We start from the raw sequence: 19,313 nt of genomic DNA, 5'->3' as shown, positions 1-19,313 counted from the left end.
TCCTCCGAAGAGCTGACCAAAGTCCTGCTGGCGCGTATTACCCAGCTCGACCCGCAGCTCAACAGTTTCATCAGCCTCACCGAAGAGCTGGCCCTCGAGCAGGCGAAAGCCGCCGACGTGCGCCGGGCCAACGGTGAGAGCGGCGCGCTGCTCGGCGCGCCGATCGCTCACAAAGACTTGTTCTGCACCCAGGGCATTCGCACCAGCTGCGGCTCGAAGATGCTCGACAACTTCAAAGCCCCGTACGACGCCACCGTGGTCGCAAAGCTGGCTGCGGCCGGCGCCGTGACTTTGGGCAAGACCAACATGGACGAATTCGCCATGGGTTCGGCCAACGAGTCCAGCTGGTACGGCGCGGTGAAAAACCCGTGGAACCTGGAACACGTACCGGGCGGCTCGTCCGGTGGTTCGGCAGCGGCCGTTGCCGCTCGTCTGTTGCCAGCGGCCACTGCCACCGACACTGGTGGCTCGATCCGTCAGCCAGCGGCATTCACCAACCTGACTGGCCTGAAACCGACCTACGGTCGTGTTTCGCGCTGGGGCATGATCGCTTACGCCTCCAGCCTCGATCAGGGCGGTCCATTGGCGCGCACGGCCGAAGACTGCGCAATTTTGTTGCAAGGTATGGCTGGCTTCGACCAGAACGACTCCACCAGCATCGATGAGCCGGTTCCGGATTACTCCGCCAGCCTCCACGAATCGCTGCAGGGCCTGCGCATCGGCGTGCCGAAGGAATACTTCAGCGCCGGTCTCGACCCGCGCATCGCCGAGCTGATCCAGAACAGCATTAAAGAGCTGCAGAAGCTCGGTGCCGTGATCAAGGAAATCAGCCTGCCGAACATGCAGCACGCGATCCCTGCGTACTACGTGATCGCCCCGGCAGAAGCCTCCTCGAACCTGTCGCGTTTCGACGGCGTGCGTTTCGGCCATCGCTGCGAGAACCCGGAAAACCTCATCGACCTGTACAAGCGCTCCCGTGGCGAAGGCTTCGGCCCGGAAGTACAGCGCCGGATCATGGTTGGTGCCTATGCGCTGTCCGCCGGTTACTACGACGCCTACTACCTGAAAGCGCAGAAGATCCGTCGCCTGGTGAAGAACGACTTCATGGCTGCCTTTAATGAAGTCGACATCATCCTCGGCCCAACCACGCCGAACCCGGCCTGGAAGCTCGGCGCGAAAAACAGCGATCCGGTCGCTGCCTATCTGGAAGACGTCTACACCATCACCGCCAACCTCGCGGGCCTGCCGGGCCTGTCGATGCCGGCCGGTTTTGTCGATGGTCTGCCGGTTGGCGTGCAGTTGCTCGCTCCGTATTTCCAGGAAGGTCGCCTGTTGAACGTTGCCCACCAGTATCAGTTACACACTGACTGGCACACCCGCACCCCGCAGGGGTTTTGAAACTGCTGCGCTCGGTAATGCTGCGTTGAAAACTGGCTCGTAATGCTCATTGACTAACGTCAACTCCGCTTACTCGCCAGTTTTCGCCTTGCCTTACCTTCGCTCGCGACGTTTCAAAATCCCCAGCAAAAGGCTAGGAGACACACATGCAATGGGAAGTCGTGATCGGGCTGGAGATTCACACTCAGCTCACCACCCGGTCGAAAATCTTTTCCGGTAGTTCCACCACGTTCGGCTCCGAGCCGAACACCCAGGCCAGCCTGATCGATCTGGGCATGCCTGGCGTTCTGCCGGTGTTGAACCAGGAAGCCGTGCGGATGGCGGTGATGTTCGGTCTGGCGATTGACGCCGAGATCGGTCAGCACAACGTGTTCGCCCGTAAAAACTACTTCTACCCGGATCTGCCGAAGGGCTACCAGATCAGCCAGATGGAATTGCCGATTGTTGGCAAGGGCCACCTGGACATCGCGCTGGAAGACGGCACAGTCAAACGTGTCGGCATCACCCGCGCGCACCTGGAAGAAGACGCCGGCAAGAGCCTGCACGAAGAGTTCAACGGTGCCACCGGCATCGACTTGAACCGTGCCGGCACGCCGCTGCTGGAAATCGTTTCCGAGCCGGACATGCGCAGCGCCAAGGAAGCCGTGGCTTACGTCAAGGCGATCCACGCGCTGGTGCGTTACCTGGGCATCTGCGACGGCAACATGGCCGAAGGCTCGCTGCGTTGCGACTGCAACGTGTCGATCCGTCCGAAAGGCCAGGTTGAATTCGGCACGCGCTGCGAGATCAAGAACGTCAACTCGTTCCGTTTCATCGAGAAGGCGATCAACTCCGAGATCCAGCGTCAGATCGAGCTGATCGAAGACGGCGGCAAAGTGATCCAGCAGACCCGTCTGTACGATCCGAACAAGGACGAGACCCGTCCGATGCGTTCGAAAGAGGAAGCCAACGACTACCGTTACTTCCCCGATCCGGACCTGCTGCCGGTGGTCATCGAAGAGTCTTTCCTTGGCGAAGTGCGCGCCACCCTGCCGGAACTGCCACCACAGAAACGCGAGCGCTTCCAGAGCCAGTTCGGTCTGTCGGCCTACGACGCCAACGTGCTGGCCACCAGCCGCGAGCAAGCGGATTACTTCGAGAAAGTCGCAGCCATCGGCGGCGACGCCAAACTGGCGGCGAACTGGGTGATGGTCGAGTTGGGCAGCCTGCTCAACAAGCAAGGTCTGGACATCGACGAGTCGCCGGTTTCGGCAGAACTGTTGGGCGGCATGCTGCAGCGCATCAAGGACAACACCATCTCCGGCAAGATCGCCAAAGTGGTGTTCGAAGCGATGGCCAACGGCGAAGGCAGCGCGGACGAGATCATCGAGAAACGCGGTCTCAAGCAAGTGACTGACAGCGGCGCAATCTCGGCGGTGCTGGACGAAATGCTCGCGGCCAACGCCGAGCAAGTTGAACAATATCGTGCGGCTGATGAAGCCAAGCGCGGCAAGATGTTCGGCTTCTTTGTCGGTCAGGCGATGAAAGCGTCCAAAGGCAAGGCTAACCCGCAGCAAGTGAACGAACTGCTGAAAAGCAAGCTCGAAGGCTGATGAAAATGGAGCCAGTCCCAAGGACTGGCCCCATATCCTGTGGGAATAATCCTCTGTGGCTGGAGGGGTTTTGTGGTGAGGGGATTTATCCCCGACGGGCTGCGAAGCAGACCCAATTCTTGTGCACTGGGAATTTGGGGGCGCTACGCGCCCCATCGGGGATAAATCCCCTCGCCACAAAAGCTCGTTTCTACACGGGGTTGCTCCCACAATTGTCTCGGAAAACCTTTGAATGAAGCGTCTGCTCATTGGCTGCGCCCTGCTCTCTCTACTGGCCGGTTGCGCCAGCAATGACCTCATCGACCCGCACGGTTACGACCAGAGCGGTGTCGCCTCCTATTACGGAGCCAGACATCACGGTAAACGCACCGCCAGTGGCGAAGCGTTCAACCAGAATTCCCTGACCGCCGCCCACCGCCAGTTGCCCTTCGGCACCCGGGTGAAGGTCACCAATCTGAAAAACGACAAATCCTGTGTGGTGCGCATCAACGATCGCGGGCCGCACACCCGTGGCCGCTTGATTGATGTTTCACGCGAAGCGGCCGAACAACTCGGTATGCTCAACAGCGGCACCGCGCGGGTTCGCGTGCAGGCCCTCGACGACTGATGGAGCGCCGACCATTTTCGCCCTAGCCGATATACCGCTGATCAACCTGATCGAATTGCTCGGCGGTCTGCTCTTGCTGATCGCCGGCGCCGAACTGATGGTGCGTGCGGCGGTGCGCCTCGCTGCGCGTTTGCATGTGCGGCCATTGATCATCGGTTTGACCATCGTGGCCTTCGGCAGCAGCGCACCGCAAATGGCCGTGAGCCTGCAAGCGGCACATGCACATACGCCAGACATCGCCGTCGGCAGTGTGATCGGCAGCAGCATCTTCAATATCCTCGTGACCCTTGGCCTGTCGGCGCTGATCATTCCTTTGCGGGTGTCGCGGCAACTGGTGCGCCTCGACATTCCGCTGATGATCGGCGCCAGCCTGTTGGTGTTCGTACTGGCCTGGAACGAAGAATTCGGGCGCTTCGATGGCGTCCTGCTGCTGGGTGCATTGGCGCTGTATCTGGGTTTGCTGCTACGCCAGTCGCGGCATTCGACACGACCGCATTCGCAACACCCTGAAGCCGCACAAGCGTCCTGGCCCGGCAGTGTGCTGATGATCATTGTCGGTCTGGCAATGCTGGTCTATGCAGGACATCTGCTGCTCGGTGCGGCGGTTGCCGTGGCCACAGACCTTGGATTGTCGGAACGCGTCATCGGCCTGACCGTTGTCGCCGTCGGCACTTCGCTGCCGGAGCTCGCCACGTCGCTGATCGCGGCACTGCGTGGGCAACGGGACATCGCGGTGGGCAACGTGATCGGTGCCAATCTGTTCAACCTGCTCGGGGTGCTGGGCTTCACCGCGTTGATCGCGCCGACGCCCTTGTCGGTTTCACCCAATGCGCTGGATTTCGACCTGCCGGTGATGCTCGGCGTCGCCGCGCTGTGCCTGCCGGTGTTCTATTCGGGCTACCGCGTGACCCGTGCTGAAGGTTTGCTGCTGCTCGGTTTGTATCTGGCGTACGGCCTGCATGTGGTGTCGTTCACCACCGGCATGCCGCTGGCCGGAAAGCTTGAGCGCTTGATGCTGTTTTATGTGCTGCCGACGCTGTTGACGTTTCTGTTGTTCACGTCAGTCATCGCCTGGCGCCGCCAACACCACAAGAGGGATGTGCCATGACCGAATCGAAGAAGTCCGGGGTTGAAGTCCGCCGCCAGGTAATGGGCGATGCATTTGTTGATCGCGCATTGGGCAACGCCACCGAGTTCACCCAGCCGCTGCAGGATTTCGTCAATGAACATGCCTGGGGCGGTGTGTGGAATCGCGAAGGTCTGCCGCTGAAAACCCGCAGCCTGATCACCCTCGCCGCACTGACGGCGTTGAAGTGCCCGCAAGAGTTGAAGGGCCATGTGCGCGGTGCGTTGAACAACGGTTGCACGGTGGACGAGATTCGCGAAGCGCTGCTGCATTGCGCGGTGTATGCCGGCGTGCCGGCGGCGATCGATGCGTTTCGGGCGGCGCAGGAAGTAATCGACAGTTACCAGAAACCTGAGTGACTTTACGGGCCTCATCGCGGGCAAGCCCGCTCCCACAGGGATCTGGGTGTTGATGAAATTTGATTAACAACCGAAAAACCTGTGGGAGCGGGCTTGCCCGCGATGAGGCCGGAAAAATCGCCGAAAATCTTTCGGTCAGATCCACCCACCCCACTGCAACAGAAAGATCCCGACATTGGTGGTAATCGCCGCCATCAATGTGGTGATCACAATGATTGCCGCCGCCAGTTCATGATTGCCCTGCGCCGCCCGGGCCATGACAAAACTGGCCGCTGCCGTCGGGCTGCCGAAGTACAGAAACAGAATCCCCAGCTCGGCCCCGCGAAACCCGCACAGCCAGGCGCCGAGGGTCGCCAGCACCGGCAGGCCGATCATCTTCACCAGACTCGAACTGAGCGCCATGTTGCCGCTCTGACGCAGCGCCGCCAGTGATAGCGTCCCGCCGATGCAGATCAGCGCGAGCGGCAAGGTGGTTTGCGCCAGATACTGGCCGGACGTTTCCAGCCAGCCCGGCAGGCTGATTTTGAAATAGGCAAACGGCGCCGCCGCGATCACGCTGATGATCAACGGATTGCTGAACACACTTTTGCAGATGCTCCACGGATCGGACTTGATCACCGGGCTGTACACCGCCAGCACGATGGTCGACAGCGTGTTGTAGAACAGGATTACCAGTGCCGCGAGAATCGCGCCAAGGGAAATCCCGTAATCGCCGTACATGCTCGCGGCCAGCGCCAGACCGATCACGCCGTTGTTGCCGCGAAACGCGCCTTGGGTGTAGATGCCGCGATCCTCACGCGGACAGCGGAAAATCGCCCAGCCCCAGGCCACGGCAAAACTCGCCAGCGTGGCGACGGCGAAGTAGATCAGCAGCGCCGGTTGCAGCGCGGCGTGCAGGTCCGCGTGGAGGATGCCGAGGAACAGCAGCGCCGGCATGCTGACGTTGAACACCAGCGACGAGGCCGTGTGGATGAAGTTGTCGTTGATCCAGTCGATGCGCTTGAGCAGCACACCGAGAAACAGCATGGCAAACACCGGCGCGGTGATGTTCAGGGTTTCGAGGAAAATTGCCAGCATGCCGGGGGAGCCTTGGGTGAGCGTCGTTAGGGGGCTAATGATAAGCCACTTTCACCCCGATCGTTCCCACGCTCTGCGTGGGAACGCCTCCTGTGACGCTCCGCGTCACGCTTTTGGGACGCGGAGCGTCCTGGGCTGCATTCCCACGCGGAGCGTGGGAACGATCAATCGCATTCGCACAGACAGAACGCGGTCGAATGTGGGAGCGAGCCTGCTCGCGAAGAACGGTAACGCCGTCTCAAGTAATCGGCGCAGGATTGAACAACGTAATGTCGTTATGCAGCTTGTGCTTCTCCGCCCACGTCTGCTGTTTGCCGCTGGCGACATCCAAGTAATAGTGAAACAACTCCCAGCCCAATTCCTCGATGGTCGCGCGCCCGGTGGCAATCCGCCCGGCGTCGATATCAATCAAATCCGGCCAGCGCTGTGCCAATTCCGTGCGCGTCGAGACCTTCACCACCGGCGCCATCGCCAGACCATACGGCGTGCCACGCCCGGTGGTGAACACATGCAGGTTCATCCCGGCCGCCAGTTGCAATGTCCCGCAGACAAAATCACTGGCCGGGGTCGCGCAGAAGATCAGACCTTTCTGCCTGAACCGTTCGCCCGGGCCGAGCACGCCGTTGATCGCGCTGCTACCGGATTTGACGATCGAGCCCAACGATTTCTCGACGATGTTCGACAACCCGCCCTTCTTGTTGCCCGGCGTGGTGTTAGCGCTGCGATCCGCCTCGCCCTTGGCCAGATAACGGTCGTACCAGTCCATTTCGCGTACCAGTTCCTCGGCGACGGTTTTGCTTTCGGCGCGCGAGGTCAGCAGATAAATCGCGTCGCGCACTTCAGTGACTTCGGAAAACATCACCGTCGCCCCCGCGCGCAACAACAAGTCCGAGGCATAGCCCAGCGCCGGGTTGGCGGTGATGCCGGAGAACGCATCGCTGCCGCCGCACTGCATGCCGAGGATCAGCTCGGACGCCGGCACGGTTTCGCGGCGGCGCTGGTCGAGCTTCTTCAGACGGACTTCGGCCAGCGCCATGATCTGCTCGATCATCTCGGTGAAACCGTGACTGGAATCCTGCAAGCGATACAGCCATGGATCACTGAGATCGACCGACGCATCGTCCTCATGCATCACCTGCCCGGCCTGTAATTTCTCGCAGCCCAGACTGATCACCAGCGCCTCGCCACCGAGGTTCGGGTTGCGCGCCAGATTGCGCACGGTGCGAATCGGGATGTACGCGTCGGTAGCGGTAATCGCCACGCCGCAACCATAACTGTGGGTCAGCGCCACCACGTCATCGACGTGCGGGTACTTTGGCAGCAACTCTTCCTTGATCCGTTTCACCGCGTGATCGAGCACACCGGTGACGCACTGCACAGTGGTGGTGATCCCGAGAATATTGCGCGTGCCGACGGTGCCGTCGGCGTTGCGATACCCCTCGAATGTGAAGCCTTCGAGCGGTGCCTGCGCGACCGGCACCTCGGTGGACAGCGGCAGGCTGTCCAGCGGCGGCGCGGTCGGCATGCGCAGTTGATCTTCCTTGACCCAACTACCACGCGGGATCGGCTGCAACGCGTAGCCTATGATCTGGCCGTAGCGAATCACCTGGCCGCCCTCGGCAATGTCGTCGAGAGTGACTTTGTGGCTCTGCGGCACAAAATCCACGGTCACCAGACCGTCCGGGAATTCGGTGCCGGCCGGCACGCCCTGGTCGTTGACCACAATCACTACGTTGTCCCGCTCGTGCAGGCGGATGTAGCGCGGCGAGTCGGAATGTTCAATCAACTGCATGACGCCGCTCCTCAGGAATGCGCTTGAGACAATTTGCCGGTGGCTTCAGTACCGCCATTGGTTGGCTGCTCTTTGAGTACCACACGTTTGATCGGGCCGACGATCACCAGATAGCTGAACACTGCGACCAGTGCGTTGGCCCCGACGAACACCAGCGCCCATTTGAATGAACCGGTGGAGCTGATGATGTAGCCAATCACGATTGGTGTGGTGATCGAAGCGATGTTGCCGAAGGTGTTGAACAGGCCACCGCTCAGACCGGCAATCTGTTTCGGCGAGGTATCGGAAACCACTGCCCAGCCGAGTGCGCCAACGCCTTTGCCGAAGAAGGCCAAAGCCATGAAGCCAACCACCATCCATTCAACGTCGACATAGTTGCAGGCAACGATGCTGCTCGATACCAGCAGGCCGGCGATGATCGGCGCTTTGCGGGCGAAGGTCAGCGAGTGGCCCTTGCGCAGCAGGTAATCGGAAATCACCCCGCCGAGTACGCCGCCGATAAAACCGCAGATCGCCGGCAACGAGGCGATGAAACCGGCCTTGAGAATGGTCATGCCACGTTCTTGCACCAGGTACACCGGGAACCAGGTCAGGAAGAAATAAGTGATGCCGTTGATGCAGTACTGGCCCAGATAGACGCCGAGCATCATGCGGTTGGTCAGCAACTGACGGATGTAATCCCACTTCGGACCGTCAGCCTTTTTGCCTTTGTTCTGGTCCATGTCGACCATGCCGCCGTTGTCAGCAATGAACTGTACTTCCGCATCGTTGGCCATGGGGTGTTGACGCGGGCTGTGGATAACCTTCAGCCAGATCCCCGAGAAGACGATGCCGAACAGGCCCATGACAATGAACACGTGCTCCCAGCCAAAGCTGTAAACGATCCAGCCCATCAACGGTGCGAACAGCACGGTGGCGAAGTATTGCGCCGAGTTGAAGATCGCCGACGCGGTGCCGCGTTCAGCCGTCGGGAACCACGCCGCGACAATGCGCGCGTTGCCGGGGAACGATGGCGCTTCGGCCAAGCCCACCAGAAAGCGCAGCATGAACAGCGCAACAATCGCCGTGGACATGCCGAATTCACCGACAAAGCCTTGCAGCACGGTGAACAGCGACCAAGTGAAAATGCTCAGCGCATAGACTTTTTTCGAGCCGAAGCGATCGAGCAGCCAGCCACCGGGAATCTGCCCGGCGACGTAGGCCCAACCGAATGCGGAGAAGATATAACCGAGGGTGACCGCGTCGATACCGAGGTCTTTTTGCAGGCTGGAACCGGCGATGGCGATGGTCGCGCGGTCGGCGTAGTTGATCGTGGTCACCAGAAACAACATGAGCAGGATCAAATAGCGGACGTGAGTCGGCTTGGACGATTGCATGTAGATGTACTCCCACTGATTATTTTTATGCGCGGGTGAATCTTCTTGGGTCTGGCTTTTGTGGGAGCTGGCTTGCCAGCGATAGCATCGCCGCGGTGCGACTGACATACCGAATCGCCCGCATCGCTGGCAAGCCAGCTCCCACAGGTATTGCGTGGATCAGGAACCGATGTAACTGGTCTTCACGACCGTGTAGAACTCCTGCGCATAGCGGCCTTGCTCACGTGAGCCATAGGATGAGCCCTTACGGCCACCGAACGGAACGTGGTAATCGACGCCGGCCGTCGGCAGGTTGACCATCACCATCCCGGCCTGGGAGTGGCGCTTGAAGTGGTTGGCGTATTTCAACGACGTGGTCGCAATACCCGCCGACAAACCGAACTCGGTGTCGTTGGCCATGGCCAGTGCCGCGTCGTAATCGGCGACGCGAACGATGTTGGCCACCGGGCCGAAAATCTCTTCGCGGCTGATGCGCATCGACGCCTCGCTGTCGGCAAACAGCGTTGGCGCAAGGAAATAGCCTTCGGTGTCACACGTCACCAGACCACCGCCGCTGACCAGCCGCGCACCTTCGGACTGGCCGATGTCGATGTACTTCATGTCCTGTTCAAGCTGAGCTTGCGAAACCACCGGGCCGATATCGGTGCCGGATTTCAGCGCGTGGCCAACCTTGATCGACTTCATGCGCTCGGCCATGGCTTCAACGAACTTGTCGTGAATCCCGGCGGTGACGATAAGGCGGCTCGACGCGGTGCAACGCTGACCGGTGGAGTAGAACGCGCTCTGCACCGACAGCTCGACCGCTTGCTTGAGGTCGGCGTCGTCGAGAATGATCTGCGGGTTCTTGCCGCCCATTTCCAGCTGCACCTTGGCCTGACGGGAAACGCAGTTGACCGCGATCTGCCGGCCCACGCCGACCGAACCGGTGAAGCTGATGCCATCGACTTTCGGGCTGTTGACCAGCGCTTCGCCAACCACGCGACCGCTGCCCATCACCAGGTTGAACACGCCGGCCGGGAAGCCTGCGCGGGAGATGATTTCGGCCAGGGCCCAGGCACAGCCCGGCACCAGATCCGCCGGTTTCAGTACCACGCAGTTGCCGAAGGCCAAGGCCGGGGCGATTTTCCACGACGGAATGGCAATCGGGAAATTCCACGGGGTGATCAGACCAACCACGCCCAGTGCTTCGCGGGTCACTTCAACGTTGACGCCCGGACGCACCGACGGCACGTAATCGCCGGACAGACGCAGGCACTCACCGGCGAAGAACTTGAAGATGTTGCCGGCGCGGGTTACTTCGCCAATGGCCTCGGGCAGGGTCTTGCCCTCTTCCCGCGCCAGCAAGGTGCCGAGTTCTTCGCGACGAGCCAGAATCTCGGTGCCGACTTTATCCAGCGAATCGTGACGGGCCTGGATGCCCGACGTCGACCAGGCCGGGAACGCCGCGCGGGCAGCCTCGATGGCCGCGTTGACCTGCGCCAGATCTGCCTTGGCGTAATCGCCAATGGTGTCGCTCAGTTCGGACGGATTGATGTTGGCCGAGTAATCGGCAGCGGCGACCCATTCACCGTTGATGTAGTTGTCGAAGCGTTTTGCATCTGCCACGGGACTGCCCTCGAATCTAAAAGCCTTCACGCAAAAAGCCGCTGATTGCTCAGCGGCCTCGCTTTTGTGGGGTGTTACTGCGCACCTTGCTTGTCGATCAGCGCGGCGAGCATTTCGTACTCTTCGCCCGTCAGATCGGTCAGCGGCGCGCGCACCGGGCCTGCGTCATGGCCGGCGATTTTTGCGCCTGCCTTGACGATGCTCACGGCGTAACCGGCCTTGCGGTTGCGAATGTCCAGGTACGGCAGGAAGAAGTCGTCAATGATCTTGCCGACGGTGGCGTGATCTTCACGGGCGATGGCGTGGTAGAAATCCATCGCGGTTTTCGGGATGAAGTTGAACACCGCCGAGGAGTAAACCGGCACGCCCAGTGCCTTGTAGGCAGCGGCGTAGACTTCGGCGGTCGGCAGACCACCCAGGTAGCTGAAGCGATCACCGAGGCGGCGACGGATCGACACCATCAACTCGATATCACCGAGACCATCCTTGTAGCCGATCAGATTCGGGCAGCGCTCGGCCAGACGTTCCAGCAGCGGAGCGGTCAGGCGGCAGACGTTGCGGTTGTAGACCACCACACCGATGTTGACCGATTTGCACACCGCTTCAACGTGAGCGGCAACGCCGTCCTGACTCGCTTCGGTCAGGTAGTGCGGCAGCAGCAAGAGACCTTTGGCGCCCAGACGCTCGGCTTCCTGCGCATACTCGATGGCCTGACGGGTCGAACCGCCGACACCGGCCAGAATCGGCACGCTGGTGGCGCAAGTGTCGACGGCAGTCTTGATGATTTCCGAATATTCGCTGGCGGCCAGAGAGAAGAACTCACCGGTGCCACCGGCGGCGAACAGAGCCGAAGCGCCATAAGGAGCCAGCCATTCCAGACGTTTGATGTAGCCAGCGCGGTTGAAATCGCCCTGCGCGTTGAAATCGGTGACCGGGAAGGACAGCAGGCCGGCGGAGAGGATGGACTTCAGTTCTTGTGGATTCATTTTTCGAATACCCTGGGTAGCAACAATTTTTGTGAGTTTTATGGTTCAGCCAGCGCTGAAGTTGTAGGTCATCGTACAACTTAAAAGATAACCGTCAACTGCATTTCATCGCTGACACGGACTTTTTGTCGGACAAGATTCTTTCTTGACGTAGGAAATTTCTCGGCTAGGCTCGATTTAACTGTATATACATACAGTTAAATAAGAATCTACCGATGACATATCAAGGAGAAAGAAATGTCCGGACTGCACCCGAAACCTCAGGAAAAACCCAAACCGGTGATCGCCCGTTTTGATGATCTGTTCACTGCAACCGGCATCGCCTTCAGCGCCGACAATGCGCATCTGGTGCTGCACATCGCCGACGCTCACAGCGATGTCGAACCGGTCACCGCCCTCCCCGGCAATGCCTTGAAAGGCCGGCCGCAAGCACGCTTCGAGGGCGGCGAACACACGGCCATCGGCGATAACACGCTGTTGCGCTTCGTCGAGAATGCGCAACCGCTGCTCGCCCAGAACGTGCCATTGCATCTGCCGAACGGCCTGGCGCTGACCTACGGCCAAGTGCTGGCACTGGGCGGTGATTTCTACGGCATCCCGGATCGCCCGATCAGCGAAGGCGCCACCCCGGTGGATCGCCTGCAGCGCTTCAACGCCGCTTTCGACTCGCTCGCGGCACTGCCGGCGGCGCGTGCCGAAGCCACGCAGATTCTCGCGGTGATGAAGAGAGAGATCGACGCGGTTAAACAGGCAATCAAGGACGGTAAACAACCCCACGAAGCCTATGACGCGCTGGGAGATACGTTGTCCGAAGAGTGGAACAAGATCACCGGCGGCGGCAGTTTCGTCTCGGCCCTGTTCCCGCTCGGGCGCTACCTGAAACTGGCGGCGAACAATGCCGACCATTTTGGCGAATGGGCAAAACTCGCCTACATCGCCGGGCACACCGCCGCGCTGCAAACGGCAATCGCCGCCCGCGCCAATCACGATGAACAACAATTGGAACGGGCTTACGCCATGAACGCGTTTGCCGACCACTTCCTCACCGACCTGTTTTCCTCCGGCCATTTGCGGGTGCCGCGCAAAGAACTCGCCGCAGTGGTGACCCCGAGTGATCTGGGCTCGTTGATCACGCGGTTCATGCACGACGAGGACAGCAAATTCGGTCTCAAGGTGCGCAACGGGCATGGCGATCAGTGGCGCGCCTATGGCGACAAGCGCTACTTCGACGCGAGCGACGCCGACAATCGCACTCAGGTCAATCAAGCGGTACAGACCTCGGCGGACGAGGTATTTGCCGCCTACCTCAGCGGCAATCTGCCGGCCCCTTCGGCGTTCGCCGCACTGCAACGCCTGCCGGACCTGACGGCGGTGCTGAACCTGACGAACAACTTCTCGCCGCTGTTCCGCACCGAGGGCAGCAAAGTTCTGCGCCGCAAAGACGTCAACAACCTCAACGACAGCGCCACCGTCGACGACTGGTGGGGCTGGAGCACTTACCTGCTGCTCAAGGATTACCACCCAACCGGCAACGTCAACTAAGGAGAGATGCGATGACGATCAAATTGAAACTCGAACTGGCCTCGGGCCAATCGCTGAAGGGTGCGCCACTGGAACTGTTGGCCAAGGGGCTACCGATTGCCCGTGCAACCGTGGATGCCCAGGGTTACGCAACCTTTGATGCCAAGCCCGCCGCCTGCCCCCTCGCCGTCAGGGTCGACCGCTCAATCCTGCCGCCACACTGACACCACCCGCCTCCGGTAGGAGCTGCCGCTGGCTGCGGCAGCTCCTACCGGGCTTTTGAAATGGCTGGAAATAGACGGTTTAAAACTCGCTTCGGGAAATTCTCTTACCGTGCAGAACCGCCGTGAATGGATCACGGCCCACCTCGCACGGAGAGCGACCCCCTCATGACTTTTGCCCCGCCAACACTGCCGCAATGTCTGCCGCATTCGCCAGAAACGGCCACCGTGAACCTGTCGGCCGTCAGCGACGACCTGATCGTTCAGGTTCCGGACTCAACCGACATTCCGGCAAACTGGGAGGTGTATCCGATACTCGGGGCCGATCCCGAAGAGCCCGACTGGGAAGGCCGGCAACAGCCGACCGGCGTCTGGGATGACGTCAGTGAAGACGCTTTGAAACTCAACGGCATCGAGTTGCGAATCCCTAGGGAAGCGCTCGAAACTTATCTGCACCAAGAGATCGAACTGCGCTACAAATTCGTCGATGAGTCCAGCATGGATCCGTATTCGGAGCCGCTGAGACTCATCATCGAAAGTTGACGATCAGCCCTGCGCCTGCGCCTCTTCATGGGCCTGGCGCAGTCTTTCGCGGCTGTTGGTCAAATGCAGGCGCATGGCCGCACGAGCGGCATCGGAATCCTGACGAGCAATCGCCTCGTAGATTTCTTCGTGCTCGCGGCTCAGGCGATTCATGTAGTGCTGCTGATCATCATGGGCCAGGCGTGCCGAATTCAGCCGCGTGCGCGGAATGATGCTGGTGCCCAGGTGGGTCATGATGTCGGTGAAATAGCGGTTGCCGGTGGACAAGGCGATTTCCAGGTGGAAAGCGAAGTCCGAAGCCACGGCGTCGCTGGCATGGGCAACGCTGTCATTAAGTGCATCGAGGGCGGCGCGCATGGTCGCCAGTTGCTCGGGGCTGCGGCGTTGCGCGGCAAGGCCGGCGGATTCGACTTCCAGGCTGATACGTAATTCGAGAATGGCCAACACATCACGCAGGGTGACGACGGTGGCCGGGTCGATGCGAAAGCCACTCGGGCTCGGGGTGTCGAGCACGAAGGTGCCGATGCCGTGGCGGGTTTCCACCTGGCCGGCGGCCTGCAAACGGGAAATCGCCTCGCGCACCACCGTGCGGCTGACGCCATGGGCTTCCATGATCGCCGACTCGGTGGGCAGCTTGTCGCCACGCTTGAGCAGGCCGTCACGGATCTGCTCGCTCAGCACCGTCACCAGTTCCTGAGCCAGGCTGCGACGCTTGCGCGGGAGGCGCGGGGTGTTGATCGGGTTTTCCATGTTTACGTCTTGTCTCGAAAGTTCGACTTGGTCGGCATCATAGCGCAAGCGGGTTGTACGATCACTCGCCACTCACAACACCATCCCTGTGGGAACTGGCTTGCCAGCGATGGGGCCATATCAGTCATAAAGGTGTCGACTGATCCGACGCCATCGCTGGCAAGCCAGCTCCCACAGGTTCCGTGCAGGGTCAAGCGGTCACGGTTTGTTCGACCAAATGACCGCTGTCGATCCGCACATGCCGTGGGTGGAAACGCTTGAGGCTGCTGCGATGCCCGACGCTGACGATGCTCAGCCCCGGCAGCTGATCGATCAGCGCCTGATACAGCGTCGCTTCGTCTTCCTCATCCATCGCCGATGTCGCCTCATCCATGTACAGCCATTGCGGTGCGTAAAGCAGTGCGCGAGCGAAGGCCAGCCGTTGCTGTTCGCCCGGCGACAGCATGCGCTGCCAGTGATTGGCTTCATCCAGCCGCGCCACGAGGTGCGGCAAGCGACAGGTTTGCAGCACTTGCTCGTAGCGTTCCTGCGGGTAGGTGTCGCCCGGTTGTGGATAACTCAACGCTTCGCGCAAGGTTCCGATCGGCAGATAGGGTTTCTGCGGCAGGAACAGATAACGCGCCGCCGGCAAACGAATATTGCCGTGGCCCGCCGGCCATAAATGCCCCATCGCCCGGAACAGCGTGGACTTACCGCTGCCGGAACGACCGCTGAGCATCACCCGGTCGCCCTGTTCCACAGTCATGTCGCCGCTGGTCAGCAGATGACGACCGTCAGCCAGATCCAGCCCGAGGTTATGCACCTTCAATTCGCTGCCCTGGTTTTGCACATCGATGGCCGGAATCCGCTCCTCGTTGTCGCTCATGGCCTGACGGAAACTCAGCAGACGATCACAGGTGGCGCGCCACGAGGCGAGTTCCTGATAGGCGCTGATGAACCAACTGAAACTCTCTTGAACGTTGCCGAATGCGGAGCTGATCTGCATCAGTTCACCGAGTTCGATCTTGCCGGCGAAGTAGCGCGGCGCCGCGACGATGAATGGAAAGATAACGGCTGCCTGGCTGTAACCGGCGGTAAAGAAGGTCAGGCGCTTGGACACTTTCATGATGTCCCAGAAGTTGTGCCAGACCATCCCGAAACGGCTACTCAACCGGCGGTTCTCGTTCGGTTCGCCGTTGTACAACGCGATACTCTCGGCGTTCTCGCGGATCCGGACCATGGAGAATCGCAGGTCAGCTTCGAAACGTTGTTGTCTGTTGTTCAGGCCGATCAGGCGCCGACCGATCAAATGCGTCAGCCAACTGCCCACCACGGCGTACACCAGCACACACCAGAACATGTAGCCGGGAATCGTAACTCCGAACACTTCGATGCTGCCCGATACGCCCCAGAGGATGATCGAAAAAGACACCAGACTGACGACATTGCTCAGCAAGCCAATACCCAGGCTCAAGGTGGTGGCGGTGAACTTGTTGAGGTCCTCGGAAATCCGCTGGTCCGGGTTATCGGTGTAACCGCCCTGCTCCAGCTGGTAGTAATTCTTGTCGGCGAGCCAACGGGAAAAATGCTTTTCGGTGAGCCACGCCCGCCAGCGAATCGTGAGCATCTGAGTCAGGTAGAGCCTGTACACCGCACCGACAATCGCCACGGCGGCGATGCCGCAGAAATACAGAATCAAATGCCAGAACGCCGCTTCGTCCTTCTTTTGCAGCGCGTTGTAGAAGTCCTTGTACCAGGTGTTGAACCACACCGAGATGCCCACACTGACCAGCGAGAGTGCGATCACTGCAATCAGCAGCGTCCAGGCCTTGCCCTTCTCTTCACTGCGCCAGTACGGCGTGATGATCGCCCACACCTTGCGAAAAAACTGCCCGCGCACAGCATCGTTGACCGCGGAATATTCAGCGTTCTGATTCATGGATAAGGCTCGATATAGAAAAGAACAGACACGCACCGATCATAGTAGATCGGTGCGTTTTATCGCGCGGGCCGGCGATAGTCGTTCAGCGCAGGTTCAGCGACGAACCGGGCGCTTCTGCAGTTTGCGCTGCAGGGTGCGGCGGTGCATGCCCAGGGCGCGGGCAGTGGCGGAGATGTTGCCTTCGTGTTCGGTGAGCACGCGCTGGATGTGCTCCCACTGCAGGCGGTCAACCGACATCGGGTTTTCCGGCACCAGACTGTCGAGGTCGGCGTGCTCGGAGAGCAGCGCGGCCAGCACGTCGTCGGCGTCGGCGGGTTTACACAGGTAGTTGCAGGCGCCGCGTTTGATCGCTTCGACCGCCGTGGCAATGCTCGAATAACCGGTGAGGATCACCACGCGCATTTCCGGGTCCAGTTCCAGCAACTTGGGCAGCAGCACCAGACCGGAGTCGCCGTCCATTTTCAGGTCGAGCGCGGCGTAGTCCGGCAGATCGGCCTGAGCAATGGTCAGGCCTTCCTCGGCGGAACCGGCGGTGCTGACGCGAAAACCGCGACGGGCCATGGCACGCGCCATGACGCGGGTGAAGGTTGCGTCGTCGTCGACCAGCAGCAAATGCGGCAGTTCTTCGCCTTCGACTTGGATTTCGTCACTCATGTTGGTCTCCTCGGGCGCCGTGAGGCAGGCGCAGCTCGGTGAGCGTGCCGCCTTCCTCATGACTATAGAGTTTCACTGAGCCGCCGGCGCGTGTCACGCTGGCCTTGCTCAAAAACAGGCCCAGGCCGAAACCTTTGCCCTTGGTGGTAAAAAACGGTTTGCCGATCTGCTCGGCGATGGCCAGCGGCACGCCGGCACCGTGATCGCGAATGCTGATGGTCACGGTTTCGGCGTCCCAATCCAGCGTCACTTTGAGGTTTTCCGGGCAGGCGTCGGCGGCGTTGTTGAGCAGATTCAGCAGCGCCTGAGTCAGATCCGGCGGCGGCGCCATGCGCGGCACGGTGCCCTGGCCGAGACGATGGAAGCGATAACTGGCTTCCGGACGCATCAGATGCCAACGGTTCAGCGCCTCGTCAAGCCATTGGGTGACGTCCTGCATCTCGACCGCCAGACGCCGGTTGGCCTCGGCGGCACGCACCAGTTGCTGCAAGGTTTCTTTGCAGAGTTTGACCTGATCCTGCAGCACCTTCAGATCGTCCTGCAACATCGGATCGGGATGATCCTGCTGCATCTCCTTGAGCAGCACACTCATGGTCGCCAACGGCGTGCCCAATTCATGCGCGGCACCGGCGGCCTGCGTGGCGACCGCGAGCAATTGCTGATCGCGCAGGCCTTCTTCGCGGCGGATCGCGCGTAATTCTTCCTGACGGCGCAGCTCTTCGGCCATGCGCGCAGCAAAAAACGTGATCACCGCGGCGGCCAGCGCGAAGCTCAGCCACATGCCGTAGATCTGCAGGTTTTCGCGGGCGACCGGCAGGGTTTCCAGTGGATAGAAACGCGTCAGCATCACGGTGTACAGCGCCAGCGCGATGCCGGACAGAATCACCGAGTAGCGCCACGGCAGCGTCACCGCCGCAATGGTCAGCGGGACCAGATAATAGGAAACGAACGGATTGGTCGAACCGCCGGAGAAATACAGCAACGCACTGTGGATCACCAGATCACACGCCAGTTGCAGGGCGTATTCGAGCTCGGTCACCGGCCACGACGTACGCAAACGCACGGCAGTGAACACGCACAGCAGAATCGAGCAGCCGAGGGTCATCGCCAGTTGCACCCACGGCAACGGCAACAGTTGCAGCCAATAGGCCAGACCAACGGAACCGGCCTGCGCGGCCAGCACCAAAGTGCGGATGAAAGTCAGCCGCCAGAGGTTCTGGCGAGTGGCGGAAGTCAGTTGTACGGGGGCGAGCATGAGCTCTCCTGATGAGCGCTCCAGGCGGATCGCACGGAGTATAACCAAGCCGCGCCCTTCAGAGGCGAAAGTGCGGCAAACGACCACATGGCGCTGGCGGTAAATTCGTCTACTCCCGCGACTGTTCGAGATCAATGTGGTGAGGGGATTTATCCCCGATGGGTGGCGAAGCCGCCCCAAAACCTACAATCCGCTTTTCACAGGCAGACCGCATCCGCTGAATTGCGACTGCTTCGCAGCCGATCGGGGCGGTGCGACGTTTCGCTAAATCCCCTCGCCACAAAAACATTCCCTGGCCAATCCGGCGCATCTGTATAGAAGTTGTAACTGGGCGAACCGGATCGCAGCAGCTAGAGTCTGATGGGTTCACGCAGGCCCGATCCAACACCTGCGCCCTCATCAAGGAGCCTTCATGCACACATTTCGCCGCAGCGCCGCCCTTCTCGCCCTGACCGTCGGCAGCATCGCCAGCCTTCCGGCCCTGGCCGCCGATGAGCTGCACTACAACCAGATTTCCCTGCGCGCCGAAG

The 19,313-nt window shown here is 60.5% G+C and carries 17 protein-coding genes; 8 read left to right on the top strand and 9 right to left on the bottom strand.

The genetic code is table 11. The features are described from left to right. From gatA to ACIONG_RS27265, 5 genes are all read left to right on the top strand, one after another. The coding region (gene gatA / locus ACIONG_RS27285) for an Asp-tRNA(Asn)/Glu-tRNA(Gln) amidotransferase subunit GatA (RefSeq protein WP_401303813.1) at positions 1–1,398 on the top strand (1,398 nt) is incomplete at its 5' end. A 146-nt stretch (positions 1,399–1,544) separates the two neighbouring features. After that, positions 1,545–2,990 (top strand): Asp-tRNA(Asn)/Glu-tRNA(Gln) amidotransferase subunit GatB, encoded by a 1,446-nt coding sequence (gatB, locus tag ACIONG_RS27280; protein WP_007915352.1) that lies wholly within the window; start codon positions 1,545–1,547, stop codon positions 2,988–2,990. A gap of 232 nt (positions 2,991–3,222) precedes the next feature. Further along, a complete protein-coding gene (locus ACIONG_RS27275; protein ID WP_213027552.1) occupies positions 3,223–3,597 on the top strand; it encodes a septal ring lytic transglycosylase RlpA family protein in 375 nt (124 codons plus the stop codon). A 46-nt stretch (positions 3,598–3,643) separates the two neighbouring features. Then, the gene (locus ACIONG_RS27270) at positions 3,644–4,705 is read left to right on the top strand and encodes a calcium/sodium antiporter (protein WP_103303287.1); all 1,062 of its coding nucleotides are present in this window, start codon (positions 3,644–3,646) and stop codon (positions 4,703–4,705) included. After that, a complete protein-coding gene (locus ACIONG_RS27265; RefSeq protein WP_011332452.1) occupies positions 4,702–5,082 on the top strand; it encodes a carboxymuconolactone decarboxylase family protein in 381 nt (126 codons plus the stop codon). The genes ACIONG_RS27270 and ACIONG_RS27265 overlap by 4 nt, the downstream gene beginning before the upstream one ends. A 135-nt stretch (positions 5,083–5,217) precedes the next feature. On the opposite strand, the gene ACIONG_RS27260 is transcribed toward ACIONG_RS27265, so the two are convergent. From ACIONG_RS27260 to kdgD, 5 genes are all read right to left on the bottom strand, one after another. Next, positions 5,218–6,159: an AEC family transporter gene (locus tag ACIONG_RS27260; RefSeq protein WP_103303132.1), complete on the bottom strand. Its 942-nt coding sequence runs from the start codon at positions 6,157–6,159 to the stop codon at positions 5,218–5,220. Between the two features lie 238 nt (positions 6,160–6,397). Further along, positions 6,398–7,951, bottom strand: a complete 1,554-nt coding sequence (gene garD / locus ACIONG_RS27255) for a galactarate dehydratase (RefSeq protein ID WP_401303808.1) — start codon at positions 7,949–7,951, stop codon at positions 6,398–6,400. 11 nt (positions 7,952–7,962) lie between these two features. Next, entirely contained in the window at positions 7,963–9,333 is a 1,371-nt protein-coding gene (locus ACIONG_RS27250; RefSeq protein ID WP_401303815.1) for an MFS transporter, read from the bottom strand. A 153-nt stretch (positions 9,334–9,486) separates the two neighbouring features. Beyond that, positions 9,487–10,932: an aldehyde dehydrogenase family protein gene (locus ACIONG_RS27245; protein ID WP_401303805.1), complete on the bottom strand. Its 1,446-nt coding sequence runs from the start codon at positions 10,930–10,932 to the stop codon at positions 9,487–9,489. 74 nt (positions 10,933–11,006) lie between these two features. Further along, entirely contained in the window at positions 11,007–11,918 is a 912-nt protein-coding gene (gene kdgD / locus ACIONG_RS27240) for a 5-dehydro-4-deoxyglucarate dehydratase (protein WP_103303136.1), read from the bottom strand. 237 nt (positions 11,919–12,155) lie between these two features. Here kdgD and ACIONG_RS27235 point away from each other — a divergent pair, with 237 nt between their 5' ends. The 3 genes from ACIONG_RS27235 (at position 12,156) to ACIONG_RS27225 (ending at position 14,203) form a co-directional block, all read left to right on the top strand. Then, positions 12,156–13,460 (top strand): phospholipase, encoded by a 1,305-nt coding sequence (locus ACIONG_RS27235; protein WP_401303803.1) that lies wholly within the window; start codon positions 12,156–12,158, stop codon positions 13,458–13,460. A gap of 11 nt (positions 13,461–13,471) precedes the next feature. After that, positions 13,472–13,663 (top strand): hypothetical protein, encoded by a 192-nt coding sequence (locus tag ACIONG_RS27230; RefSeq protein ID WP_401303800.1) that lies wholly within the window; start codon positions 13,472–13,474, stop codon positions 13,661–13,663. Positions 13,664–13,828: 165 nt separating this feature from the next. Further along, positions 13,829–14,203 carry a hypothetical protein gene (locus ACIONG_RS27225; protein WP_401303797.1) on the top strand — a complete coding sequence of 125 codons (375 nt, stop codon included), beginning with the start codon at positions 13,829–13,831 and terminating at the stop codon, positions 14,201–14,203. A 3-nt stretch (positions 14,204–14,206) separates the two neighbouring features. Here ACIONG_RS27225 and ACIONG_RS27220 read toward each other — a convergent pair whose 3' ends face one another. The 4 genes from ACIONG_RS27220 to ACIONG_RS27205 all read right to left on the bottom strand — a co-directional run bounded on the left by ACIONG_RS27220 (position 14,207) and on the right by ACIONG_RS27205 (position 18,783). Next, entirely contained in the window at positions 14,207–14,953 is a 747-nt protein-coding gene (locus ACIONG_RS27220) for a FadR/GntR family transcriptional regulator (RefSeq protein ID WP_103303141.1), read from the bottom strand. A 190-nt stretch (positions 14,954–15,143) separates the two neighbouring features. Further along, positions 15,144–16,871 (bottom strand): ABC transporter ATP-binding protein/permease, encoded by a 1,728-nt coding sequence (locus tag ACIONG_RS27215; RefSeq protein WP_103303142.1) that lies wholly within the window; start codon positions 16,869–16,871, stop codon positions 15,144–15,146. Positions 16,872–16,967: 96 nt separating this feature from the next. Beyond that, positions 16,968–17,528 carry a response regulator transcription factor gene (locus tag ACIONG_RS27210; RefSeq protein WP_003221630.1) on the bottom strand — a complete coding sequence of 187 codons (561 nt, stop codon included), beginning with the start codon at positions 17,526–17,528 and terminating at the stop codon, positions 16,968–16,970. Continuing rightward, positions 17,521–18,783: an ATP-binding protein gene (locus ACIONG_RS27205; RefSeq protein WP_103303143.1), complete on the bottom strand. Its 1,263-nt coding sequence runs from the start codon at positions 18,781–18,783 to the stop codon at positions 17,521–17,523. Before ACIONG_RS27205 ends, ACIONG_RS27210 begins: the two co-directional genes overlap by 8 nt. Between the last annotated feature and the right edge of the window lie 530 nt (positions 18,784–19,313).

Source organism: Pseudomonas sp. NPDC087817, assembly GCF_044742875.1.
Classification (GTDB): domain Bacteria; phylum Pseudomonadota; class Gammaproteobacteria; order Pseudomonadales; family Pseudomonadaceae; genus Aquipseudomonas.
The sequence above is the reverse complement of the archived record's forward strand: the minus strand, read 5'-3'. Positions and strand labels throughout refer to the sequence as shown.

Coding starts and splice junctions, on each gene's coding strand:
- ACIONG_RS27275 (WP_213027552.1), top strand. CDS start 3,223: ATGAAGCGTCTGCTCATTGGCTGCGCCCTGCTCTCTCTACTGGCCGGT.
- ACIONG_RS27265 (WP_011332452.1), top strand. CDS start 4,702: ATGACCGAATCGAAGAAGTCCGGGGTTGAAGTCCGCCGCCAGGTAATG.
- gatB (WP_007915352.1), top strand. CDS start 1,545: ATGCAATGGGAAGTCGTGATCGGGCTGGAGATTCACACTCAGCTCACC.
- ACIONG_RS27230 (WP_401303800.1), top strand. CDS start 13,472: ATGACGATCAAATTGAAACTCGAACTGGCCTCGGGCCAATCGCTGAAG.
- ACIONG_RS27215 (WP_103303142.1), bottom strand. CDS start 16,871: ATGAATCAGAACGCTGAATATTCCGCGGTCAACGATGCTGTGCGCGGG.
- ACIONG_RS27210 (WP_003221630.1), bottom strand. CDS start 17,528: ATGAGTGACGAAATCCAAGTCGAAGGCGAAGAACTGCCGCATTTGCTG.
- ACIONG_RS27220 (WP_103303141.1), bottom strand. CDS start 14,953: ATGGAAAACCCGATCAACACCCCGCGCCTCCCGCGCAAGCGTCGCAGC.
- kdgD (WP_103303136.1), bottom strand. CDS start 11,918: ATGAATCCACAAGAACTGAAGTCCATCCTCTCCGCCGGCCTGCTGTCC.
- ACIONG_RS27225 (WP_401303797.1), top strand. CDS start 13,829: ATGACTTTTGCCCCGCCAACACTGCCGCAATGTCTGCCGCATTCGCCA.
- ACIONG_RS27235 (WP_401303803.1), top strand. CDS start 12,156: ATGTCCGGACTGCACCCGAAACCTCAGGAAAAACCCAAACCGGTGATC.
- ACIONG_RS27205 (WP_103303143.1), bottom strand. CDS start 18,783: ATGCTCGCCCCCGTACAACTGACTTCCGCCACTCGCCAGAACCTCTGG.
- garD (WP_401303808.1), bottom strand. CDS start 7,951: ATGCAGTTGATTGAACATTCCGACTCGCCGCGCTACATCCGCCTGCAC.
- ACIONG_RS27260 (WP_103303132.1), bottom strand. CDS start 6,159: ATGCTGGCAATTTTCCTCGAAACCCTGAACATCACCGCGCCGGTGTTT.